Origin of the sequence: Shewanella vaxholmensis (assembly GCF_031932135.1) — a bacterium.
GTDB lineage: Bacteria > Pseudomonadota > Gammaproteobacteria > Enterobacterales > Shewanellaceae > Shewanella > Shewanella hafniensis.
Genome location: NZ_JAUOEV010000003.1, coordinates 283,084 through 301,854, shown reverse-complemented (window position 1 = coordinate 301,854; position 18,771 = coordinate 283,084). Strand labels below are relative to the sequence as shown.

Genomic DNA, 18,771 nt, shown 5'->3' with positions numbered 1-18,771 from the left:
TTGGTATACTACTGCCCCGTCCTAGTGCTTTCTTACAAGCACGTATTTTCAAACTCATTTTCTCAGGTTCAGCATGACTACAAGGTATATCTTCGTTACTGGTGGCGTTGTTTCATCACTAGGTAAAGGCATTGCAGCAGCATCATTAGCTGCAATTTTAGAGGCCCGCGGTCTCAATGTAACCATCATGAAACTGGACCCTTACATTAACGTTGATCCGGGTACCATGAGCCCAACCCAACATGGCGAAGTATTTGTTACTGAAGACGGTGCAGAAACAGATCTCGACTTGGGTCACTACGAGCGTTTCATCCGTACTAAGATGAATCGTCGTAACAACTTCACTACTGGTCGTATTTACGAAGAAGTATTACGTAAAGAACGTCGTGGCGATTATTTGGGCGCAACCATTCAGGTTATCCCACACATCACTAATGCGATTAAAGAAAAAGTATTAGCTGGTGGCGAAGGCCATGATGTTGCTATCGTCGAAATCGGCGGTACTGTGGGTGATATCGAATCCTTGCCGTTCCTAGAGTCTATCCGTCAGCTCGGTGTTGAGCTGGGTCGTGATCGTACTCTGTTCATGCATTTAACCTTAGTGCCTTTCTTAGGCGCGGCTGGCGAAGTGAAAACTAAGCCAACTCAACACTCAGTGAAAGAGCTGCGCTCTATCGGTATTGCACCAGATGTGTTGGTTTGCCGTGGTGATCGTGCGATTCCTGCGAATGAAAAAGCCAAAATTTCGCTGTTCTGTAACGTCGAAGAGCGTGCGGTTATTTCATTAAAAGATGTTGATAGTATTTATAAAATCCCAGCTTTGTTACGTTCGCAAGGTTTGGATGACTTAGTGGTTAAGCGTTTCGGTTTAGAATGCCGTGAAGCGGATCTGTCTGAGTGGGAAAATGTGATTTATCAAGAAGCTAATCCAAACGGCGAAGTCGTTATTGGTATGGTGGGTAAATACATTGAACTGCCAGATGCATACAAGTCAGTTAACGAAGCATTAAAACACGCAGGCCTTAAAAACCGCGTATCTGTGACCATCAAGTACATTGATTCACAAACCGTAGAAGCCAAAGGCGAAGAAGTCTTACAGGGCTTAGACGGTATCTTAGTACCAGGCGGTTTTGGCGAGCGTGGTGTTGAAGGTAAGATCTTGGCGGCGAAATTTGCCCGTGAAAACAATCTACCGTATTTCGGTATTTGTTTAGGTATGCAAGTTGCCCTGATTGAATTTGCGCGTAATGTTGCAGGCATGACTGATGCACATTCAACTGAATTCAATAAAGAAACACCATTCCCAGTCGTGGGTTTGATCACTGAATGGATTGACGAAGAAGGTAACGTCGAGCAGCGCCATGAAGCGTCTGACTTAGGTGGCACTATGCGTTTAGGCGCTCAATTGTGTCATTTACTCGATGGTTCGAAAGCGGCCCAAGCCTACAAAGGGACTAGCTGTGTAGAACGTCACCGTCATCGTTACGAAGTGAACAACAAATACAGAGAGCGTTTAGAACAAGCTGGCATGATCTTCAGCGGTTTGTCTTCTGATCGTAAGCTGGTGGAAATGATCGAATTAAAAGATCACCCATGGTTTGTAGCAGGTCAATTCCATCCTGAATTCACCTCAACTCCGCGCGATGGTCACCCATTGTTCGAAGGGTTTATTGCTGCGGCAAGTGCGCATCAAAAACGTGATCTGAAGTAAGAATATTTGAGGCCGGACCCGCGACAGTGGGGCCGGCCTTTTGCTACACTCATCGCTACTTGAAACATAAGAACTTAATACCTCTGGGTATAAACAGCATGCGTATCAGTTGCATCTGTATGGACGCAAACCGTAAATGGCATTTTGTTATTTTCTGCGGTATGTGACTTCCATTTATTCCCATAGGTATTGGTTTTTTCTTTTATCTTTAAACTTAAATCGAGGGTGTTATGGCTAAGATTATTAACGTGATTGGTCGCGAGATTATGGATTCTCGTGGTAACCCAACTGTTGAAGCCGAAGTGCATTTAGAAGGTGGTTTTGTCGGTATGGCTGCGGCGCCTTCTGGCGCATCGACCGGTAGCCGCGAAGCGTTAGAATTACGTGATGGCGATAAGAGCCGTTATTTAGGCAAAGGCGTATTAACAGCTGTTGCTAACGTAAACGGCGTCATCCGCGCTGCATTATTAGGCAAAGATGCCACTGCACAAGCTGAGCTTGATCAAATCATGATCGACTTAGATGGCACAGAAAACAAAGACAAGTTAGGCGCAAATGCGATTCTGGCTGTGTCTTTAGCGGCTGCTAAAGCAGCAGCAGCATCTAAAGGTATTCCTTTATACGCGCACATCGCTGAATTAAACGGTACACCAGGCCAATATTCTATGCCTGTGCCTATGATGAACATCTTAAACGGTGGCGAGCACGCGGATAACAACGTTGATATCCAAGAGTTTATGGTGCAACCCGTTGGCGCGAAAACCTTCCGTGAAGCACTGCGCATGGGCGCTGAAATCTTCCATACGCTGAAAAAAGTATTGCACGACAAAGGTCTCAGCACTTCTGTGGGTGACGAAGGTGGTTTTGCACCTAACTTAGCCTCAAACGCTGATGCGTTAGCTGTTATTAAAGAAGCGGTTGAATTGGCTGGTTATAAATTAGGTACGGATGTGACCTTAGCGCTAGATTGCGCCGCATCTGAATTCTACAAAGACGGCAAATACGATTTAGCGGGCGAAGGCAAAGTATTCGACTCGAACGGTTTCTCTGATTTCTTAAAATCATTGGCTGATCAATACCCAATCGTGTCTATCGAAGACGGCTTAGACGAATCAGATTGGGATGGTTGGGCTTATCAAACTCAAATCATGGGTGACAAGATCCAATTAGTGGGCGACGATTTATTCGTTACTAACACTAAAATCTTAACCCGTGGTATCGAAAACGGTATTGCAAACTCAATCCTTATCAAGTTCAACCAAATCGGTTCATTGACTGAGACTTTAGCGGCCATTCGCATGGCGAAAGAAGCGGGTTACACAGCAGTGATTTCACACCGTAGTGGTGAAACTGAAGATTCAACGATTGCTGACTTAGCAGTAGGTACTGCTGCTGGCCAAATCAAAACCGGTTCACTGTGTCGTTCTGACCGTGTTGCTAAATACAACCAATTGCTGCGCATCGAAGAGCAATTAGGTGAAAAAGCGCCATACCGTGGTTTGAAAGAGATCAAAGGTCAGGCGTAATTTAAACTTTGATGTAAAAAGGCCACCACTTGGTGGCCTTTTTTGTTGTACTATCTGCCGTATATTTTTTTAATCCAAGATACTGACGCTAATTCCTCCATGAAATTTTTTGTCATTGCACTCATAGTGCTACTCGGTTTGCTGCAATTTCGTCTTTGGTCGGGAGATAATAGTCTTCCTGAATATTTCGTCCTGCAAAAACAAATTGCCGTGCAGCAAGAAGGTAACGCCAAACTCAATGAGCGTAACCAAGTGCTGAAGGAAGAAATCATCGATTTGAAAAGTGGTACCGAAGCCATAGAAGAACGTGCGCGTAACGAACTTGGCATGGTCAAAGAAGGTGAAACCTTCTATCGCGTCGTGGGTGGTGATCGCTCAGTATCGAGTCCATCCCAGTAATATGGAGTTAGGATGTCAGAGCTAGGACATTTAGATCTTGGATTAAGCGAACAATCCAATCCAGGCAGTCAATCTGAGCCGGTAATGCAAACTGAATTGCAGCGCCAAGCTGAGCATAGCACTCAAGCTGTGGTGGCTATCGTTCCCGCTGCGGGCATTGGTAGTCGCATGGGCGCCGACAGACCTAAACAATATCTTGAAGTGTGCGGCCAGAGTATTCTCGGCCATACTTTAGATAAGCTGTTGTCTCACCCGCACATTTCCCACGTCATCGTCGCCTTACATCCGAATGATAATATCTTCAATACCCTGCCACAGGCCGCGCATCCTAAATTGACCACAGTATTAGGCGGCGGTGAGCGCGCAGATTCTGTGTTGGCGGCGCTGCAAATTGCGCCCGAGCACAGTTGGGCCTTAGTGCATGATGCGGCAAGACCTTGTTTAACCGCGACGGATATCGACAAGTTACTCGCATCCAGAGTGCAATTTCCCCAAGGCGCGATTTTGGCCATGCCAGTACGCGATACCATGAAGCGCGCCAATAAACAGGGCGAAATCAGCGCTACTGTGTGCCGCGATAATTTATGGCATGCACTGACGCCGCAGTTATTTCCGGCAGCGCGGCTAAAAGATTACCTCAATGCCGCTATGGCCGCAGGTGTGGTAGTGACAGATGAGGCTTCGGCGATGGAATGGGCGGGCATTTCACCCGGACTCGTTTCGGGCCGTGCTGACAATATAAAAGTGACGCATCCCGATGATTTGGGATTGGCCGAATTGTTTTTAATGCGTGCCGCAAAATAGTCATAATCCAAGTAAAATAATACGTTAGGAATATTAAATGAAAATCCGTATCGGCCATGGTTTCGATGTGCATAAATTTGGTGCTGCACGACCCCTTATTCTTTGCGGCGTCGAAGTGCCCTATGAAACTGGCCTAGTCGCACATTCAGATGGTGATGTGGTGCTGCATGCGATTTCCGATGCGATCCTCGGCGCACTGGCGCTCGGTGATATAGGTAAACATTTCCCCGACACAGATGCCGCCTATAAAGGTGCTGATAGCCGCGTATTGCTGCGTCATTGCTATGCTTTAGCGAGGACGAAAGGCTTTGTGCTGGGTAATCTTGACGTCACTATCATAGCGCAAGCCCCTAAAATGGCGCCGCACATTGAGGCAATGCGCCAAATATTGGCCGCAGATTTAACCTCGGAACTTGACGACATTAACGTCAAAGCGACCACGACAGAACAGCTAGGATTTACCGGGCGTAAAGAAGGTATTGCGGTAGAAGCCGTGGTATTGATGACCCGTAAACACGATTAACTTAAGAGTAAAAAAGTCCCATGAGCGAATTACATTATCTGTATGGCAAGCCTTTAGGTACAGCAGATTTAAGAACCCAAAATAGAGATTTTATCGTGAAAGAGATTTTACCTTTTAGCCCAACGGGTGAAGGTGAACATCACATGCTGCATGTACGCAAAGAAGGGCTAAATACAGTACAAGTCGCTGAAATGATCGCTAAGTTCGCTAAGGTGCATCCAAAGGAAGTCACCTACGCTGGGCAAAAAGATAAAAATGCCATCACAGAACAATGGTTCGGTGTGCGTATTCCGGGTAAAGAAACGCCGCCTTGGAAGGATCTCAATAGCGAACGTTTGACCATATTGTCGAGCAGCCGCCACAGCAAAAAACTGCGAATCGGTGCCTTAGTCGGTAACCGTTTTATTCTTACCCTGAGAAATGTCACCCAAGTCGAAGACATTATCAGCCGTATCGAAAAGGTCGCTCAAGTGGGCGTACCCAATTACTTTGGTGAGCAACGCTTTGGTCACGATGGTAAAAACTTAGTTTTTGGTCGCCAAATGATGGCGGGTAAAAAAGTCAAAGATAGAAATAAGCGCAGCATGTATTTGTCTGCGGTGCGCTCAAATCTGTTTAACACTGTAGTGTCGTATCGTTTAGCCAACCATGGCACTAAGCCTCTTGCGGGTGATTGTGTGATGTTGGCGGGCAGCAAAAGCTTCTTCGTTACGCCTGAATGGGATCTCATCGTATTGAAACGTCTGATTGAAAAAGACATTCAACTATCAGCACCCTTATGGGGCCGTGGCATGATGCTGCCTCAAGGCGAAGCAGCTGCGGTGGAAACCTTGGCCATGAGTGAGTTGGCTGACGATTGCTATGGCCTTGAACATGCGGGATTAGAGCAAGAGCGTCGTCCGTTACTGCTTGAGCCCCAAGCCCTTAAATACGAACAAACCGCCTATGGTCTCGTGTTGGAGTTTGTGTTGCCTGCGGGTAGTTTTGCCACATCCTTGTTGAGAGAGTTAGTCAATTATCAAGATGTTAAAGAGCAGCAATGGCAAGCGACACTAGTGCAGGAGCCTGCGCCAGAGGCAACGAATGCTAACGTAGCGGCTGATACAATTGAAACTAAGACTGAAGCTGCGCCTAACACAGAAGCAGAGTCATGATCCGCATCTTAGTGAGCAACGATGACGGGGTTAATGCACCGGGGATCAAAGCCTTAACTGAGGCCTTGGCTGAAATTGCGACTGTGCTGACAGTGGGGCCAGATCGCAATTGTTCTGGTGCGAGCAATTCATTAACCTTGACTAATCCATTAAGAATTAATAGGTTAGATAACGGTTACATTTCTGTTCACGGTACACCGACCGATTGTGTGCATTTGGCTATCCGAGAGTTGTACGATGGCGAACCCGATATGGTGGTGTCTGGTATCAATGCGGGCGCGAATATGGGCGATGATACCTTGTATTCGGGGACTGTCGCCGCCGCGATGGAAGGGCGCTTTTTAGGTTTTCCTGCGGTCGCGATTTCGCTCAATGGCCGCAAATTCGAACATTATCAATCGGCGGCTGTTTACGCTCGGCGAATAGTCCAAGGCTTGTTGGCCCAGCCTTTGGCAAAGGATCAGATTTTAAATGTGAATGTGCCAGACTTGCCGCTTGATCAAATCAAAGGCATTAAAGTGACTCGCCTTGGTGCTCGTCATAAGGCTGAAGGTATAGTACGAACGCAAGATCCCGCTGGACGTGAGATCTTCTGGCTCGGCCCACCAGGACAAGAGCAGGACGCCACTGAGGGCACTGATTTTCATGCTATCGCCAATGGCTATGTGTCAATTACGCCTTTGACGGTTGATTTAACTGCCTACGGACAACTAACGGCATTGCAAAATTGGGTAGATAAAATATGACTCGAGTTGCCTTAACATCGGCGGTGAACTTAGCTAAAAAGCTTCATGATGCGGGGATCCGCAATCAAGCCGTGTTAAAGGCGATATCGCATACGCCGCGGGAAATGTTTCTCGATAATGCGTTAGCCCATAAAGCCTATGAAAATACCGCTTTACCGATTGGCCAAGGGCAAACCATCTCGCAGCCTTATATCGTCGCCCGTATGACCGAACTCTTACTGCATAAGATGCCCCAGCGCGTATTAGAAGTGGGTACAGGATCGGGTTATCAGGCGGCAATTTTGGCGCAATTAGTGCCGCAGCTTTGTACTATCGAGCGAATAAAAGGCTTACAAATTCAAGCGAGACAGCGCTTAAAACGATTAGATTTGCATAATGTGTCGTTTAAATATGGTGATGGCTGGTTAGGTTGGGCGAATCGTAGCCCGTTCGATGCCATTATGGTGACCGCTGCTGCTTCGACTATACCTGAGGCTTTGTTGTCTCAGTTAGCGGAGGGCGGAGTGTTAGTTCTGCCTGTCGGCGAAGATACCCAGCAATTGATGCGAATCACTCGTACTGCGGACCGCTTCAGTTCGGAAACAATTGAAACGGTTAAATTTGTCCCTTTGATTAATGGAGAGTTAGCTTAACCTTGTGTTGTGCTACTGTCCCCACTGAACAACTTGTCTTGCAACGAGGGCATTGTTTTCTCATCATAAACAGTAATACAGCCTCACCAAGGAGTTTTTATTGTTGAATGCGGGTTTAGTCTTAAACCTCTGCTTTATATTTCTGCTTGCTGGCTGTAGCTTTCAGGCCAGCCGACCCGCGCCCGTCGAAAATATTTCCCATAGCTACTCTAAAAACAACAAAGGCCACATTAAATCGAATTCATATAAAGTTAAGAAAGGCGACACGCTTTACTCTATTTCTTGGGGAGCAGGAAAGGATTTTTCTGAAATAGCTAAACTTAATCAGTTAGATAACCCTTATACAATTTACCCGGGACAGATTTTATATTTAACGAATGCTAAGTCGAGTGGTCAGTCAAAATCTACAACTTTAGATGGAAGGAAAACGAGCTCATCGGGTAATAATTTTAGTAAAAATGATAGAAAACAAACAGATAATCAAGTTTCTCAAACCGATGCTAAGTCAAGTAATGATCTGAAAAAAACACTTGATCAGAAAGCTAAGCCCGCGTACCTTGTAACAAGTTCCCAACAAAATGTTAACTCGATCATGGTTCCACCGACTTCGACACTACCAACCAGTGTGAGTCAGTGGGAGTGGCCAGTAAGAGGGAAGTTAATCGGGACTTACTCTGCCAATGAGCAGGGAAATAAAGGCATTAAGATCGCGGGGAATCGGGGAGATATCATCAAAGCTGCTGCAGATGGGCGGGTGGTATACGCAGGAAGTGCTCTTAGGGGTTACGGTAATTTAGTGATTATTAAACATAGTGACGATTACCTTAGTGCTTATGCTCATACGGACAAGATCTTAGTCAAAGAAAAGCAACATGTCCTCGCAGGGCAGACAGTTGCGAAAATGGGCAGTACAGGTGCCAATCGGGTAATGTTACATTTTGAAATTCGTTACCATGGACAGTCTGTAAACCCACTTACTTATTTACCCAAACAATGATTGCTTGGGGCCTTGTTGGCAAATGGAGGATAGGAAATTGCACTAATTCAGCAGTTTAATCAGGTTTGGGAGATTTAATCATGAGCCGCATAAAAAGCACTGCCGCAGAAGCACTAGTAGATTTTTCCGTAGAAACCGTTGACTTCGATCTTGAAAAAGAAGAAGTTGCATCCGACTTAGTTCAAGAGCTAGGAATAGAGCAACAGGTTCAAGATGACCTGCAAAAAAATCTTGATGCCACTCAACTTTACCTTGGTGAGATTGGTTTTTCCCCACTGCTTAGCGCAGAAGAAGAAGTTTACTTTTCCCGTAAAGCCTTAAAAGGCTGCGCAAAATCCCGTAATCGCATGATTGAAAGTAATTTGCGTCTGGTCGTAAAGATTGCCCGTCGTTACAACAATCGTGGTTTAGCACTGCTTGATCTTATCGAAGAAGGCAACTTAGGTTTAATTCGTGCCGTTGAAAAGTTTGATCCAGAAAGAGGTTTCCGTTTTTCAACCTATGCGACTTGGTGGATTAGACAAACCATTGAGCGCGCTATTATGAATCAGACTCGTACGATTCGTTTGCCTATTCATGTTGTTAAAGAGCTTAACGTTTACTTGCGTACCGCTCGCGAGTTAGCACAAAAACTCGATCACGAACCAACGGCCGAAGAAATTGCCGAAAAACTACAAGTGTCGAGTGCAGATGTCAGCCGTATGCTTAAGCTGAATGAGAAAATCACCTCTGTTGATACGCCTTTGGGGGGCGATAATGACAAGGCGCTGCTGGATATTTTAGCCGATGACGATAACGTTGGCCCTGACTATAAAGTGCAAGATGAAGATATTTCTAATTCAGTGGTTAAATGGCTCAATGAGTTAAACACTAAACAAAGAGAAGTGTTAGCCCGCCGTTTTGGTCTGTTAGGTTATGAACCTTCTACACTCGAAGATGTGGGGGCTGAAATCGGTTTAACTCGTGAGCGTGTACGTCAAATCCAAGTGGAAGCATTGAAACGTTTACGCGACTTGTTAGGATCTCAAGGTTTATCTGTTGAAGCTTTATTTAGAAACTAATGTCTGTCTTCTGGTGCCTTTCAGAGAAGTTATCCAGAAAATGCACTTAGTGTGAGATCACGTCATAAAGTAAAACGCCCACTATAGAGTGGGCGTTGTTATTTTTAGGCTTTTATTTAGATCTAGCTCAAGCGTTTCAGCTCATAGAGCAAATCAAGCGCCTGTTTTGGCGTTAAGTTATCGGGATTAATGCTACTTAATTTAGTCAAAGCTGGATTTTCAACCGGTTCAGGTAAAGCGAGTAAGCTTTGAATAGGCGTCCTCGTTCCTTCAGCTTTATGATCGCGACTCTCCAATTGCTGCAACTTATGTTTAGCGGCTTTAATCACTTTGTTTGGTACGCCGGCAAGCGCCGCAACTTGTAAGCCGTAGCTTTTACTAGCGGCGCCTTCTTGCACTGCATGCATAAAGGCGATGGTATCGTCGTGTTCAATGGCATCGAGGTGCACATTGTAAACACCAGCCATTAATTCAGGTAACTGAGTTAGTTCAAAATAATGGGTGGCGAATAGGGTCATAGCGCCGACTTGCTGGGCTAAATACTCTGCTGCCGACCAAGCGAGCGATAAACCATCATAGGTGGATGTGCCGCGGCCGATTTCATCCATTAACACTAAGCTACTGGCGGTGGCGTTGTGTAGAATGTTGGCGGTTTCTGTCATTTCGACCATAAAGGTTGAACGGCCAGAGGCCAGATCGTCAGAGGCGCCAATACGGGTAAAGATACGATCGATAGGGCCTATCAGTGCGCGATCTGCTGGCACAAAACAACCAATATGGGCCATCAGCGTGATCAAGGCGACTTGACGCATATAGGTCGATTTACCGCCCATGTTAGGTCCGGTGACAATCAACATACGTCTTTGATTATGCAAGGTCACGGGGTTAGCGATAAACGGTGTTTGACTCACACGCTCCACCACTGGGTGGCGACCAGCCTCTATCTGTACACCGATATCTTGGCTCAGCTCTGGGCAAGTGTAGCCTAAGGTTTCGGCGCGCTCAGCAAAGTTACTCAACACATCAAGCTCAGCCGCCGCTCGAGCAAAAGCTTGTAATTCATGCAATTTTGGCAGGATAAGATCGAATAATTGTTCCCATAACTGCTTTTCGAGTGCCAGTGCTTTACCTTGGCTCGAGAGCACTTTCTCTTCGTACTCCTTAAGTTCGGGCGTGATATAACGCTCCATATTCTTAAGGGTTTGACGTCGTTGATAATTGAGCGGCACCTGCGAGGATTGCAAGCGGCTCACTTCAATGTAATAGCCGTGTACACGGTTATAGCCAACTTTAAGGGTGTTGATACCTGTACGTTCTTTTTCTCTGGCTTCGAGTTGTACTAAGTAATCGCTCGCACCTTCGCTAAGACCGCGCCATTCATCTAATTCGCTGTTGTAGCCTTCACGGATCACTCCGCCATCGCGGATAAGCATGGGAGGATTATCGACTATCGCGCGCTCAAGCAAGGCTTGTTCAGCGGGGAACTCACCTAAGTGTTGCCGTAATTGAGTCGTGTGCGGCGCGCTCAGTGTGCTTAAACTCTGTTGTAATTCAGGTAGTAAGCCCAGCGCTTGACGTAAACGGGCAAAGTCTCTTGGGCGAGCGGTACGCAGCGCGAGTCTTGCCATGATACGTTCAATATCGCCAAGTGCTTTTAACTGCTCATGCAGACCTTCGTGGGCGGTGGTATCGAGTAATTCAGTCACCGCCTGTTGGCGTGCTTTGATGTGTTTTGGATCTCGCAGCGGCTGATGGATCCAGCGTTGCAACATGCGGCTGCCCATAGGCGTCGCCGTGTTATCCAATACTGCGGCTAAGGTATTATCGCGACCACCGGCAAGGTTTTGAGTGAGTTCTAGATTTCGGCGCGTTGCCGCATCGAGCACTATGCTATCGGTTTGATTAAAGCGGGTAATGGCATTGATATGGGGTAGGGCTGTGCGCTGTGTGTCTTTGACATATTGCATCAAGCAACCTGCAGCCTGCAGTGATAAACGTGCATCTGCGATACCAAAACCATGCAAGTCTTTCGTGCCAAACTGAGCCAGCAGTAACTTGATGCTAGTGTCGTAATCAAATTCCCACTCAGGGCGACGACGTTTACCTTTAAAACCGTTTAGTAGACCTAGTTCGCCAAAGTCTTCACTGTAGAGAATTTCAACGGGATTAGTGCGTTGCAATTCAGCTTCTAATGACTCTCGTGTGTCGAGCTCAGCAATCACAAAACGTCCGGATGAAACATCCAGAGTGGCATAACCAAAACCGACTTTACCTTGATAAACGGCTGCCAATAGATTGTCTTGACGTTCCTGCAGCAGGGCTTCGTCGGTCAAGGTGCCAGGCGTGACGATACGCACCACTTTACGCTCAACTGGCCCTTTAGAGGTTGCTGGGTCGCCAATTTGTTCACATATCGCAACCGATTGACCAATTTGAACTAATTTTGCAAGATAGCCTTCCACAGCATGGTAAGGCAGTCCCGCCATAGGGATAGGATCGCCACCACTTTTACCGCGTGCTGTGAGTGAAATGCCTAACAGCTCAGAAGCACGTTTAGCATCGTCATAAAACAACTCGTAGAAGTCACCCATGCGATAAAACAGCAACATGTCGTGATGTTCTGCTTTCATGGTCAAGTACTGACGCATCATAGGAGTATGTTTTTCTAAATCATCGGTATCAATTACATTCATTAAATCGTTATCGTCCGTTGTGACTGCCGTGGTTATGTGGGATTAAGCGCTATGGAAGCAGAAGACTGCTGTACAATTTTCAGCTAAAAAGACCACGCAAAATTTGCTGCGCCAATCTTAGCAATAATTTACCGAAAATTGAGCCCTTGATGACGGATATTCGTCAAAGGGATGCAATATCGGATTTGATATTCGCTAAAACCTTGGCCATATTAAAAAATCCCATTAGCAAAAAATAATTCAGTCACAGGTCTTGATACTGTATGATTGTACAGTATACTAGTCAGCAGAATTAAGACAAAAAGCGCGGCTTTTTGAATTACCCGTTTGTAAATTGAATATTACTTTTGACAGCTTAAGGCATGTCTTGATGAGGGAACTGGAATGAAGGTCGATCCAAATAAAGAGAAAGCACTTGCTGCGGTATTGAGCCAAATTGAGAAGCAATTTGGTAAAGGCTCCATCATGAAGCTGGGCGAAGATCGCTCTATGGATGTTGAGACCATTTCTACCGGTTCTCTATCTCTGGACGTTGCTTTAGGTGCTGGCGGTTTGCCAATGGGGCGTATCGTTGAGATCTATGGTCCTGAATCATCAGGTAAAACGACACTAACTTTAGAAGTGATTGCCGCAGCACAACGTGAAGGTAAAACCTGTGCCTTTATCGATGCCGAGCATGCACTCGACCCTATCTATGCTAAAAAATTAGGTGTAGATATTGATAACCTGCTGTGTTCACAACCGGATACCGGCGAGCAAGCGCTTGAGATTTGTGATGCATTAACTCGCTCAGGCGCTGTTGACGTTATCGTTGTCGACTCAGTGGCGGCATTAACGCCTAAAGCTGAAATCGAAGGTGAAATTGGTGATTCTCACATGGGCCTAGCGGCACGTATGATGAGCCAAGCCATGCGTAAACTTGCGGGTAACTTAAAGCAATCTAACACCTTACTTATCTTCATCAACCAAATCCGGATGAAGATTGGTGTGATGTTTGGTAACCCAGAAACGACAACCGGTGGTAACGCGCTGAAGTTCTATGCTTCTGTTCGTTTAGACATTCGTCGTACTGGTGCCATTAAAGACGGCGATGAAGTTGTCGGTAACGAAACTCGCGTTAAAGTGGTGAAAAACAAGGTTGCAGCACCGTTCAAGCAAGCCGAATTCCAAATCCTTTATGGCCAAGGTATTAACCGTACTGGTGAGTTAGTTGACTTAGGCGTAGCCCATAAGTTGATTGAAAAAGCGGGTGCTTGGTACAGTTATAAAGGCGATAAAATCGGTCAAGGCCGTGCTAATGCAGGTAAATATTTGACTGAAAACCCAGCTATTGCTACTGAAATTGACAAGACATTACGTGAGTTACTTTTGAGCAATCCTAGTGCACTGGCTGCCAAAGCTGATGCTAGCACGGAAGATAATGTTGATTTAGAAACAGGCGAAGTATTCTGAGTCAGTCAGCCCGTCAAATCGCGGTCGCGCTGTTAGCGCGCCGCGATTATTCCCGCCTACAAATCCGCGATAAATTGCTCGAAAAAGGTTTCGAACTGAATGATATCGAACCTGTGCTCGATGCTTGCGAATCCTCCGGTTTTATCAATGATAATCGCTATGCTGAACTGTTGGTCCGTAGCCACATTAGTCGAGGCCACGGTGCCATCCGCATTCGCCAAGCGATAGCGCAAAAAGGCCTGTCTAAAGATTGCATTGAAGCGGCGATAACCAATAGTGATTGTGACTGGTTTGAGCTAGCAAAAGATAAAGCCACTAAAAAATATGGAATTCCTCGCGTAACAGAAGTGAAGGGCTCTACAGCCCGGGATCTCATCGCGAAGGAAAAGGCCAAACGAGTGCGGTTTTTAATGGGCCAAGGCTTTAGCTACGATCAAATCACTTATGCGTTAGATTCAGATCCCAATGATCTCGACGACGATTATTAATCGCCTCAACTCATCGATTGCGATGTAACCTTAAGACTGTAAAAGCTTCTTTAACAAGCCCTCAGAAAATTTCTTCTAAAATGTCATCAAATGGGCTTTGTTGCTTTCGTTCCCGACACTTTACCCACTTGCTCAAATACTGTACTTTTTGCACCTAACCCGCAGAGTCTGTCATTGTCCTTTATTATTGCTGTTTTGCCTCTAGCTACTCTGGTATGGGCTATTCACGCAAAAATATTAAATTTCTGATGTGTATACCCAAACAACCTCAATATACGAGTTTCAGAGCGCTTAGGGCACATCAATTCTAGGCGCATCAATGAAAGAATGTCGGCCACCTTTTGAGTTGATGCAACACGGAAGTGAAGTGCCCTAGGCGCTCCGTCCCGGCGGGCTTTAACGCACTTTATGCAGTGTTGGTTATTCTTAACTTAGCCCACTAGGTCTACAAATAACCGTCTTGCCTAAAGTGCGTTAAATCTCCGCTGAATCCTGTATCTTGAGGTTGTTTGGGTATATATCACCAATCAAGGCTGGTCGTCCTTACTCAGTCTGCTTATAATGCTGGGCAAATAGAAATACGGCTAGCCTAAGGCGTAGCTGGTAATGCTTACCCAATTCAGGATGATTTCATGTATCAAACTACAGCAGAGCTTAGAAGCGCTTTCCTCGAATTTTTCCGCAGCAATGGTCATCAAGTTGTGGACAGTAGTTCATTAGTGCCAGGCAACGATCCCACACTTTTATTTACCAATGCAGGCATGAACCAGTTCAAGGACGTGTTTCTTGGCATGGACAAACGCAATTATACGCGTGCGACCACTGCTCAACGTTGTGTACGCGCCGGTGGTAAGCATAACGATTTAGATAACGTCGGTTATACAGCACGTCATCACACCTTTTTCGAAATGCTGGGTAACTTCAGTTTTGGTGATTATTTTAAAGAAGAAGCGATTCGTTTTGGCTGGACTTTCTTAACTGAAACCTTAAAGCTGCCGAAAGAACGTCTGTGCGTCACGATTTATCAAACAGATGATGAAGCCTTTGAAATCTGGAATAAAAAGATTGGTGTTGCTGCCGAGAACATCATACGTATCGGCGACAACAAAGGTGCCGCTTATGCGTCAGATAACTTCTGGCAAATGGGTGATACCGGTCCTTGCGGCCCATGTTCTGAGATTTTCTATGACCATGGCGACCATATTTGGGGCGGCCGTCCTGGCAGTCCTGAAGAAGATGGCGACCGTTTCATCGAAATCTGGAACATAGTGTTCATGCAGTACAACCGTCAAGCATCGGGTGAAATGTTGCCTTTGCCTAAGCCATCGGTTGATACCGGCATGGGGATTGAGCGTATTGCCGCGATTATGCAAGGCGTACATTCTAACTACGAAATCGATATCTTCCGTACGCTGATCGCCAAAGCGGCAGAAATCATCGGCGTAAGCGATTTAACCGAGAAGTCACTGCGCGTCATTGCCGATCATATCCGTTCATGTGCATTCCTTATTGCCGATGGTGTTATGCCGTCGAACGAAGGCCGTGGTTATGTGCTGCGCCGTATTATTCGTCGCGCCGTTCGCCATGGTAACAAGTTAGGCGCGACCGAAGCTTTCTTCTATAAGCTGGTTCCGTCTTTGATTGCTGTGATGGGCGATGCGGCCAAAGGGTTAGCTGAGACTCAAGCGATTGTTGAAAAAGCTCTGAAAGCGGAAGAAGAGCAATTTGCCCGGACGCTTGAACGTGGTTTAGGCATTTTAGATACGGCCTTAAACGAGTTAAAAGGTAATACCTTAGACGGTGAAACTGTATTTAAGCTGTATGACACCTATGGCTTCCCAATGGATTTGACCGCTGACGTATGTCGCGAGCGCAACATCATTGTCGATGAAGCAGGTTTCGAAGTCGCCATGGCTGAACAACGTAGCCGTGCACAAGCTGCCGGTAACTTTGGCGCAGATTATAACGCGGCGCTGAAAATCGATGCCGAAACTGCATTCAGTGGTTACACCGAATTAGCGGGTCAAGCTAAGGTCACCGCGATTTATCAAAACGGTGAGTCAGTGACGGCGATCAAAGCGGGTGATGAAGCGGTTGTCGTGCTCGATGTAACACCTTTCTACGCAGAATCTGGCGGTCAAGTGGGCGATAAAGGCCAACTGGTTGCGAACGGTGTTGAGTTTACGGTTAATGACACACAAAAGTATGGTCAAGCAACGGGCCATCAAGGTGTGTTAGCTACAGGTAATTTGAGTGTTGGCCAAGTTGTTGAAGCGAAAGTCGACAAAAAACTGCGTCACCGTACTCAGTTAAACCATTCTGTTACGCATTTACTGCATGCCGCACTGCGTCAAGTGCTCGGTACTCACGTTTCGCAAAAAGGTTCATTGGTTGATCCTGAGCGTTTGCGTTTTGACTTCTCCCATTTCGAAGGTGTAAAAGCCGCGGAATTAAAAGAAGTTGAAGAATTAGTTAACACTCAAATTCGTCGTAACCATGAGCTGAAAACCGCTGAAATGGGTATAGACGAAGCCAAAGAGAAAGGCGCAATGGCGCTCTTTGGTGAGAAATATGACTCACAAGTGCGTGTTGTGACTATGGGTGATTTCTCTATCGAATTGTGTGGTGGTACCCATGTGGGCCGTACGGGCGATATCGGCTTATTCAAAATCACCTCTGAAGCGGGTATTGCTGCAGGTGTACGTCGTATCGAAGCCGTTACTGGCGCTGCTGCTATGGCCTATGTGGCGCAGCAACAAGCTGAACTGGAAGAAGCTGCAGCCTTATTGAAAGGCGATGCCAACTCAGTCGTTGCTAAGTTAAAAGCCCAGCTCGATAAGATGAAGCAACTCGAAAAAGAAATGGCGCAGTTGAAAGATAAGCTAGCTGCCGCAGCGAGTGCTGATTTAGTTGGTGATGCTATAGTGGTTAATGGCGTTAACGTACTGATCAAAAAGTTAGACGGCGTTGAGGCAAGCTCGTTACGCGGTCTGCAAGATGAATTAAAACAAAAATTGAAATCGGCCATTATCGTTCTTGGCACTGCGCAGGAAGGGAAAGTTAACCTGATTGCCGGTGTGAGTAACGATCTGATCGGCAAAGTCAAAGCGGGTGAGCTAGTCGCTATGGTCGCTGCACAAGTGGGCGGTAAAGGCGGCGGTCGTCCTGATATGGCTCAAGCGGGCGGTAGCCAGCCAGAAAATCTGGATGCGGCATTGGCTCAAGTATTACCTTGGATTACTGAGCGTCTAGCTTAAGAGGTTGCTGTGCCCCAAAAACGAAAGCTTAGTGGTAGCAAGCTTTTTGTGAAAAAGTTCGGCGGCACTTCGGTGGGTTCTATTGAACGTATCGAAGCGGTCGCTGAGCAGATTACAAAGTCAGCTCACAATGGTGAGCAGCAAGTCTTAGTCTTATCTGCGATGGCGGGTGAGACTAATCGCCTATTTGCACTGGCAGCACAAATTAATCCGCGGGCCTCGGCGCGCGAATTAGATATGTTAGTGTCAACGGGTGAGCAAGTGAGCATTGCCTTGATGTCGATGGCGTTACAGCGCCGCGGTATTAAGGCGAAATCCCTTACGGGCGATCAAGTGCAAATTCATACTAATAGTCAATTCGGCCGTGCCAGCATCGAGCGCGTCGATACTGAGTATTTGCAATCCCTGCTAGCCGATGGTGTTGTGCCGATCGTTGCAGGGTTTCAAGGCATCGATCCTCAAGGCGAAGTCACAACCTTAGGACGCGGTGGTTCAGATACCACAGCTGTAGCCTTAGCGGCGGCGTTAGAAGCCGATGAATGCCAGATTTTTACCGATGTGGCAGGGGTATTCACCACAGATCCGAATATTGATAGCAGTGCTCGTCGCCTCGATGTGATTGGGTTTGATGTGATGCTCGAAATGGCAAAGTTAGGCGCTAAAGTACTGCATCCCGATTCTGTTGAATACGCCGAGCGTTTTCGTGTGCCATTGCGAGTCTTGTCGAGTTTTGAAGCAGGGCAGGGGACGTTAATCCAATTTGGCGACGAGTCTGAACTCACTATTGCCTCGTTAGTCCAAGGTATTGCGATTAATAAGGCGCTGGCAACGCTGACGATTGAAGGGCTGTTTACCACCAGTGAACGTTATCAAGCGCTGTTAGGCTGCTTAACGCGATTGGAGATCGATGTGGAATTTATTTCCCCATTGAGGATCCAAGAGGATGATCCTTCGGGTCGAGTTAGTTTTATTCTCGCTGAAGCTAAGGTTGATACTCTGCTTAATGAGCTCGAAGGCTTAAGCGAAAGCCTTGCTCTCGGACCATTGATTATCGAACGGCAACGTGCAAAAGTATCTTTAGTTGGCAAAGGTTTACAGGCAAAAATGGGATTATTGACTAAGATGTTAGAAGTCTTGGGTAATGAAACTATTCATGCTAAGTTACTCACGACGTCAGAGAGTAAATTGTCAACCGTTATCGATGAAAGGGACTTACACAAGGCGGTTCGGGCGTTACATCACGCTTTCGAGCTAAATAAGGTGTAATTAAATAACCGTTTGAGTATTGAATACTATTAATTTGTACTAAGCTGACCTTATAATAAGCC

The 18,771-nt window shown here is 46.3% G+C and carries 15 protein-coding genes; 14 read left to right on the top strand and 1 reads right to left on the bottom strand.

The genetic code is table 11. The annotated features are described in order from the left end of the window. Positions 1-73: 73 nt before the first annotated feature. From pyrG to rpoS, 10 genes are all read left to right on the top strand, one after another. Positions 74-1,711, top strand: coding sequence for a CTP synthase (pyrG, locus tag Q4Q46_RS05040; protein WP_311905375.1), 1,638 nt, complete (start codon positions 74-76; stop codon positions 1,709-1,711). 230 nt (positions 1,712-1,941) lie between these two features. After that, positions 1,942-3,237, top strand: coding sequence for a phosphopyruvate hydratase (eno, locus tag Q4Q46_RS05035; protein ID WP_220590842.1), 1,296 nt, complete (start codon positions 1,942-1,944; stop codon positions 3,235-3,237). A 99-nt stretch (positions 3,238-3,336) separates the two neighbouring features. Beyond that, positions 3,337-3,636 (top strand): cell division protein FtsB, encoded by a 300-nt coding sequence (gene ftsB / locus Q4Q46_RS05030; RefSeq protein ID WP_106651866.1) that lies wholly within the window; start codon positions 3,337-3,339, stop codon positions 3,634-3,636. A gap of 12 nt (positions 3,637-3,648) precedes the next feature. Continuing rightward, complete coding sequence (gene ispD / locus Q4Q46_RS05025; protein WP_311905374.1) at positions 3,649-4,440, top strand: 2-C-methyl-D-erythritol 4-phosphate cytidylyltransferase; 792 nt, start codon at positions 3,649-3,651, stop codon at positions 4,438-4,440. A gap of 37 nt (positions 4,441-4,477) precedes the next feature. Beyond that, the gene (gene ispF / locus Q4Q46_RS05020) at positions 4,478-4,963 is read left to right on the top strand and encodes a 2-C-methyl-D-erythritol 2,4-cyclodiphosphate synthase (protein WP_311905373.1); all 486 of its coding nucleotides are present in this window, start codon (positions 4,478-4,480) and stop codon (positions 4,961-4,963) included. 20 nt (positions 4,964-4,983) lie between these two features. Continuing rightward, positions 4,984-6,117, top strand: a complete 1,134-nt coding sequence (gene truD, locus Q4Q46_RS05015) for a tRNA pseudouridine(13) synthase TruD (protein WP_311905372.1) — start codon at positions 4,984-4,986, stop codon at positions 6,115-6,117. Then, entirely contained in the window at positions 6,114-6,863 is a 750-nt protein-coding gene (gene surE / locus Q4Q46_RS05010) for a 5'/3'-nucleotidase SurE (protein WP_107402385.1), read from the top strand. Before truD ends, surE begins: the two co-directional genes overlap by 4 nt. Beyond that, the gene (locus tag Q4Q46_RS05005; RefSeq protein WP_006082610.1) at positions 6,860-7,495 is read left to right on the top strand and encodes a protein-L-isoaspartate(D-aspartate) O-methyltransferase; all 636 of its coding nucleotides are present in this window, start codon (positions 6,860-6,862) and stop codon (positions 7,493-7,495) included. Before surE ends, Q4Q46_RS05005 begins: the two co-directional genes overlap by 4 nt. A 100-nt stretch (positions 7,496-7,595) precedes the next feature. After that, positions 7,596-8,492 carry a peptidoglycan DD-metalloendopeptidase family protein gene (locus Q4Q46_RS05000; RefSeq protein ID WP_311905371.1) on the top strand — a complete coding sequence of 299 codons (897 nt, stop codon included), beginning with the start codon at positions 7,596-7,598 and terminating at the stop codon, positions 8,490-8,492. A gap of 80 nt (positions 8,493-8,572) precedes the next feature. Next, positions 8,573-9,553: an RNA polymerase sigma factor RpoS gene (rpoS, locus tag Q4Q46_RS04995; RefSeq protein WP_106651218.1), complete on the top strand. Its 981-nt coding sequence runs from the start codon at positions 8,573-8,575 to the stop codon at positions 9,551-9,553. 122 nt (positions 9,554-9,675) lie between these two features. Here rpoS and mutS read toward each other — a convergent pair whose 3' ends face one another. Further along, on the bottom strand, positions 9,676-12,246 hold the full coding sequence (mutS, locus tag Q4Q46_RS04990; protein WP_311905370.1) for a DNA mismatch repair protein MutS: 2,571 nt from the start codon (positions 12,244-12,246) through the stop codon (positions 9,676-9,678). A gap of 384 nt (positions 12,247-12,630) precedes the next feature. On the opposite strand from mutS, the gene recA reads away from it, so the two are divergent. The 4 genes from recA to Q4Q46_RS04970 all read left to right on the top strand — a co-directional run bounded on the left by recA (position 12,631) and on the right by Q4Q46_RS04970 (position 18,709). After that, complete coding sequence (gene recA, locus Q4Q46_RS04985) at positions 12,631-13,698, top strand: recombinase RecA (protein WP_311905369.1); 1,068 nt, start codon at positions 12,631-12,633, stop codon at positions 13,696-13,698. Positions 13,699-13,715: 17 nt separating this feature from the next. Next, positions 13,716-14,186 carry a regulatory protein RecX gene (locus tag Q4Q46_RS04980; protein WP_371824904.1) on the top strand — a complete coding sequence of 157 codons (471 nt, stop codon included), beginning with the start codon at positions 13,716-13,718 and terminating at the stop codon, positions 14,184-14,186. Positions 14,187-14,818: 632 nt separating this feature from the next. Next, positions 14,819-17,443 (top strand): alanine--tRNA ligase, encoded by a 2,625-nt coding sequence (gene alaS / locus Q4Q46_RS04975; RefSeq protein ID WP_311905368.1) that lies wholly within the window; start codon positions 14,819-14,821, stop codon positions 17,441-17,443. Between the two features lie 9 nt (positions 17,444-17,452). Then, positions 17,453-18,709 carry an aspartate kinase gene (locus Q4Q46_RS04970; RefSeq protein WP_311891867.1) on the top strand — a complete coding sequence of 419 codons (1,257 nt, stop codon included), beginning with the start codon at positions 17,453-17,455 and terminating at the stop codon, positions 18,707-18,709. Positions 18,710-18,771: the final 62 nt, after the last annotated feature.

What these genes read in the sequence shown, in the direction of transcription:
- pyrG (WP_311905375.1), top strand. Translation starts at nt 74, where the DNA reads ATGACTACAAGGTATATCTTCGTTACTGGTGGCGTTGTTTCATCACTA.
- eno (WP_220590842.1), top strand. Translation starts at nt 1,942, where the DNA reads ATGGCTAAGATTATTAACGTGATTGGTCGCGAGATTATGGATTCTCGT.
- ftsB (WP_106651866.1), top strand. Translation starts at nt 3,337, where the DNA reads ATGAAATTTTTTGTCATTGCACTCATAGTGCTACTCGGTTTGCTGCAA.
- ispD (WP_311905374.1), top strand. Translation starts at nt 3,649, where the DNA reads ATGTCAGAGCTAGGACATTTAGATCTTGGATTAAGCGAACAATCCAAT.
- ispF (WP_311905373.1), top strand. Translation starts at nt 4,478, where the DNA reads ATGAAAATCCGTATCGGCCATGGTTTCGATGTGCATAAATTTGGTGCT.
- truD (WP_311905372.1), top strand. Translation starts at nt 4,984, where the DNA reads ATGAGCGAATTACATTATCTGTATGGCAAGCCTTTAGGTACAGCAGAT.
- surE (WP_107402385.1), top strand. Translation starts at nt 6,114, where the DNA reads ATGATCCGCATCTTAGTGAGCAACGATGACGGGGTTAATGCACCGGGG.
- Q4Q46_RS05005 (WP_006082610.1), top strand. Translation starts at nt 6,860, where the DNA reads ATGACTCGAGTTGCCTTAACATCGGCGGTGAACTTAGCTAAAAAGCTT.
- rpoS (WP_106651218.1), top strand. Translation starts at nt 8,573, where the DNA reads ATGAGCCGCATAAAAAGCACTGCCGCAGAAGCACTAGTAGATTTTTCC.
- mutS (WP_311905370.1), bottom strand. Translation starts at nt 12,246, where the DNA reads ATGAATGTAATTGATACCGATGATTTAGAAAAACATACTCCTATGATG.
- recA (WP_311905369.1), top strand. Translation starts at nt 12,631, where the DNA reads ATGAAGGTCGATCCAAATAAAGAGAAAGCACTTGCTGCGGTATTGAGC.
- alaS (WP_311905368.1), top strand. Translation starts at nt 14,819, where the DNA reads ATGTATCAAACTACAGCAGAGCTTAGAAGCGCTTTCCTCGAATTTTTC.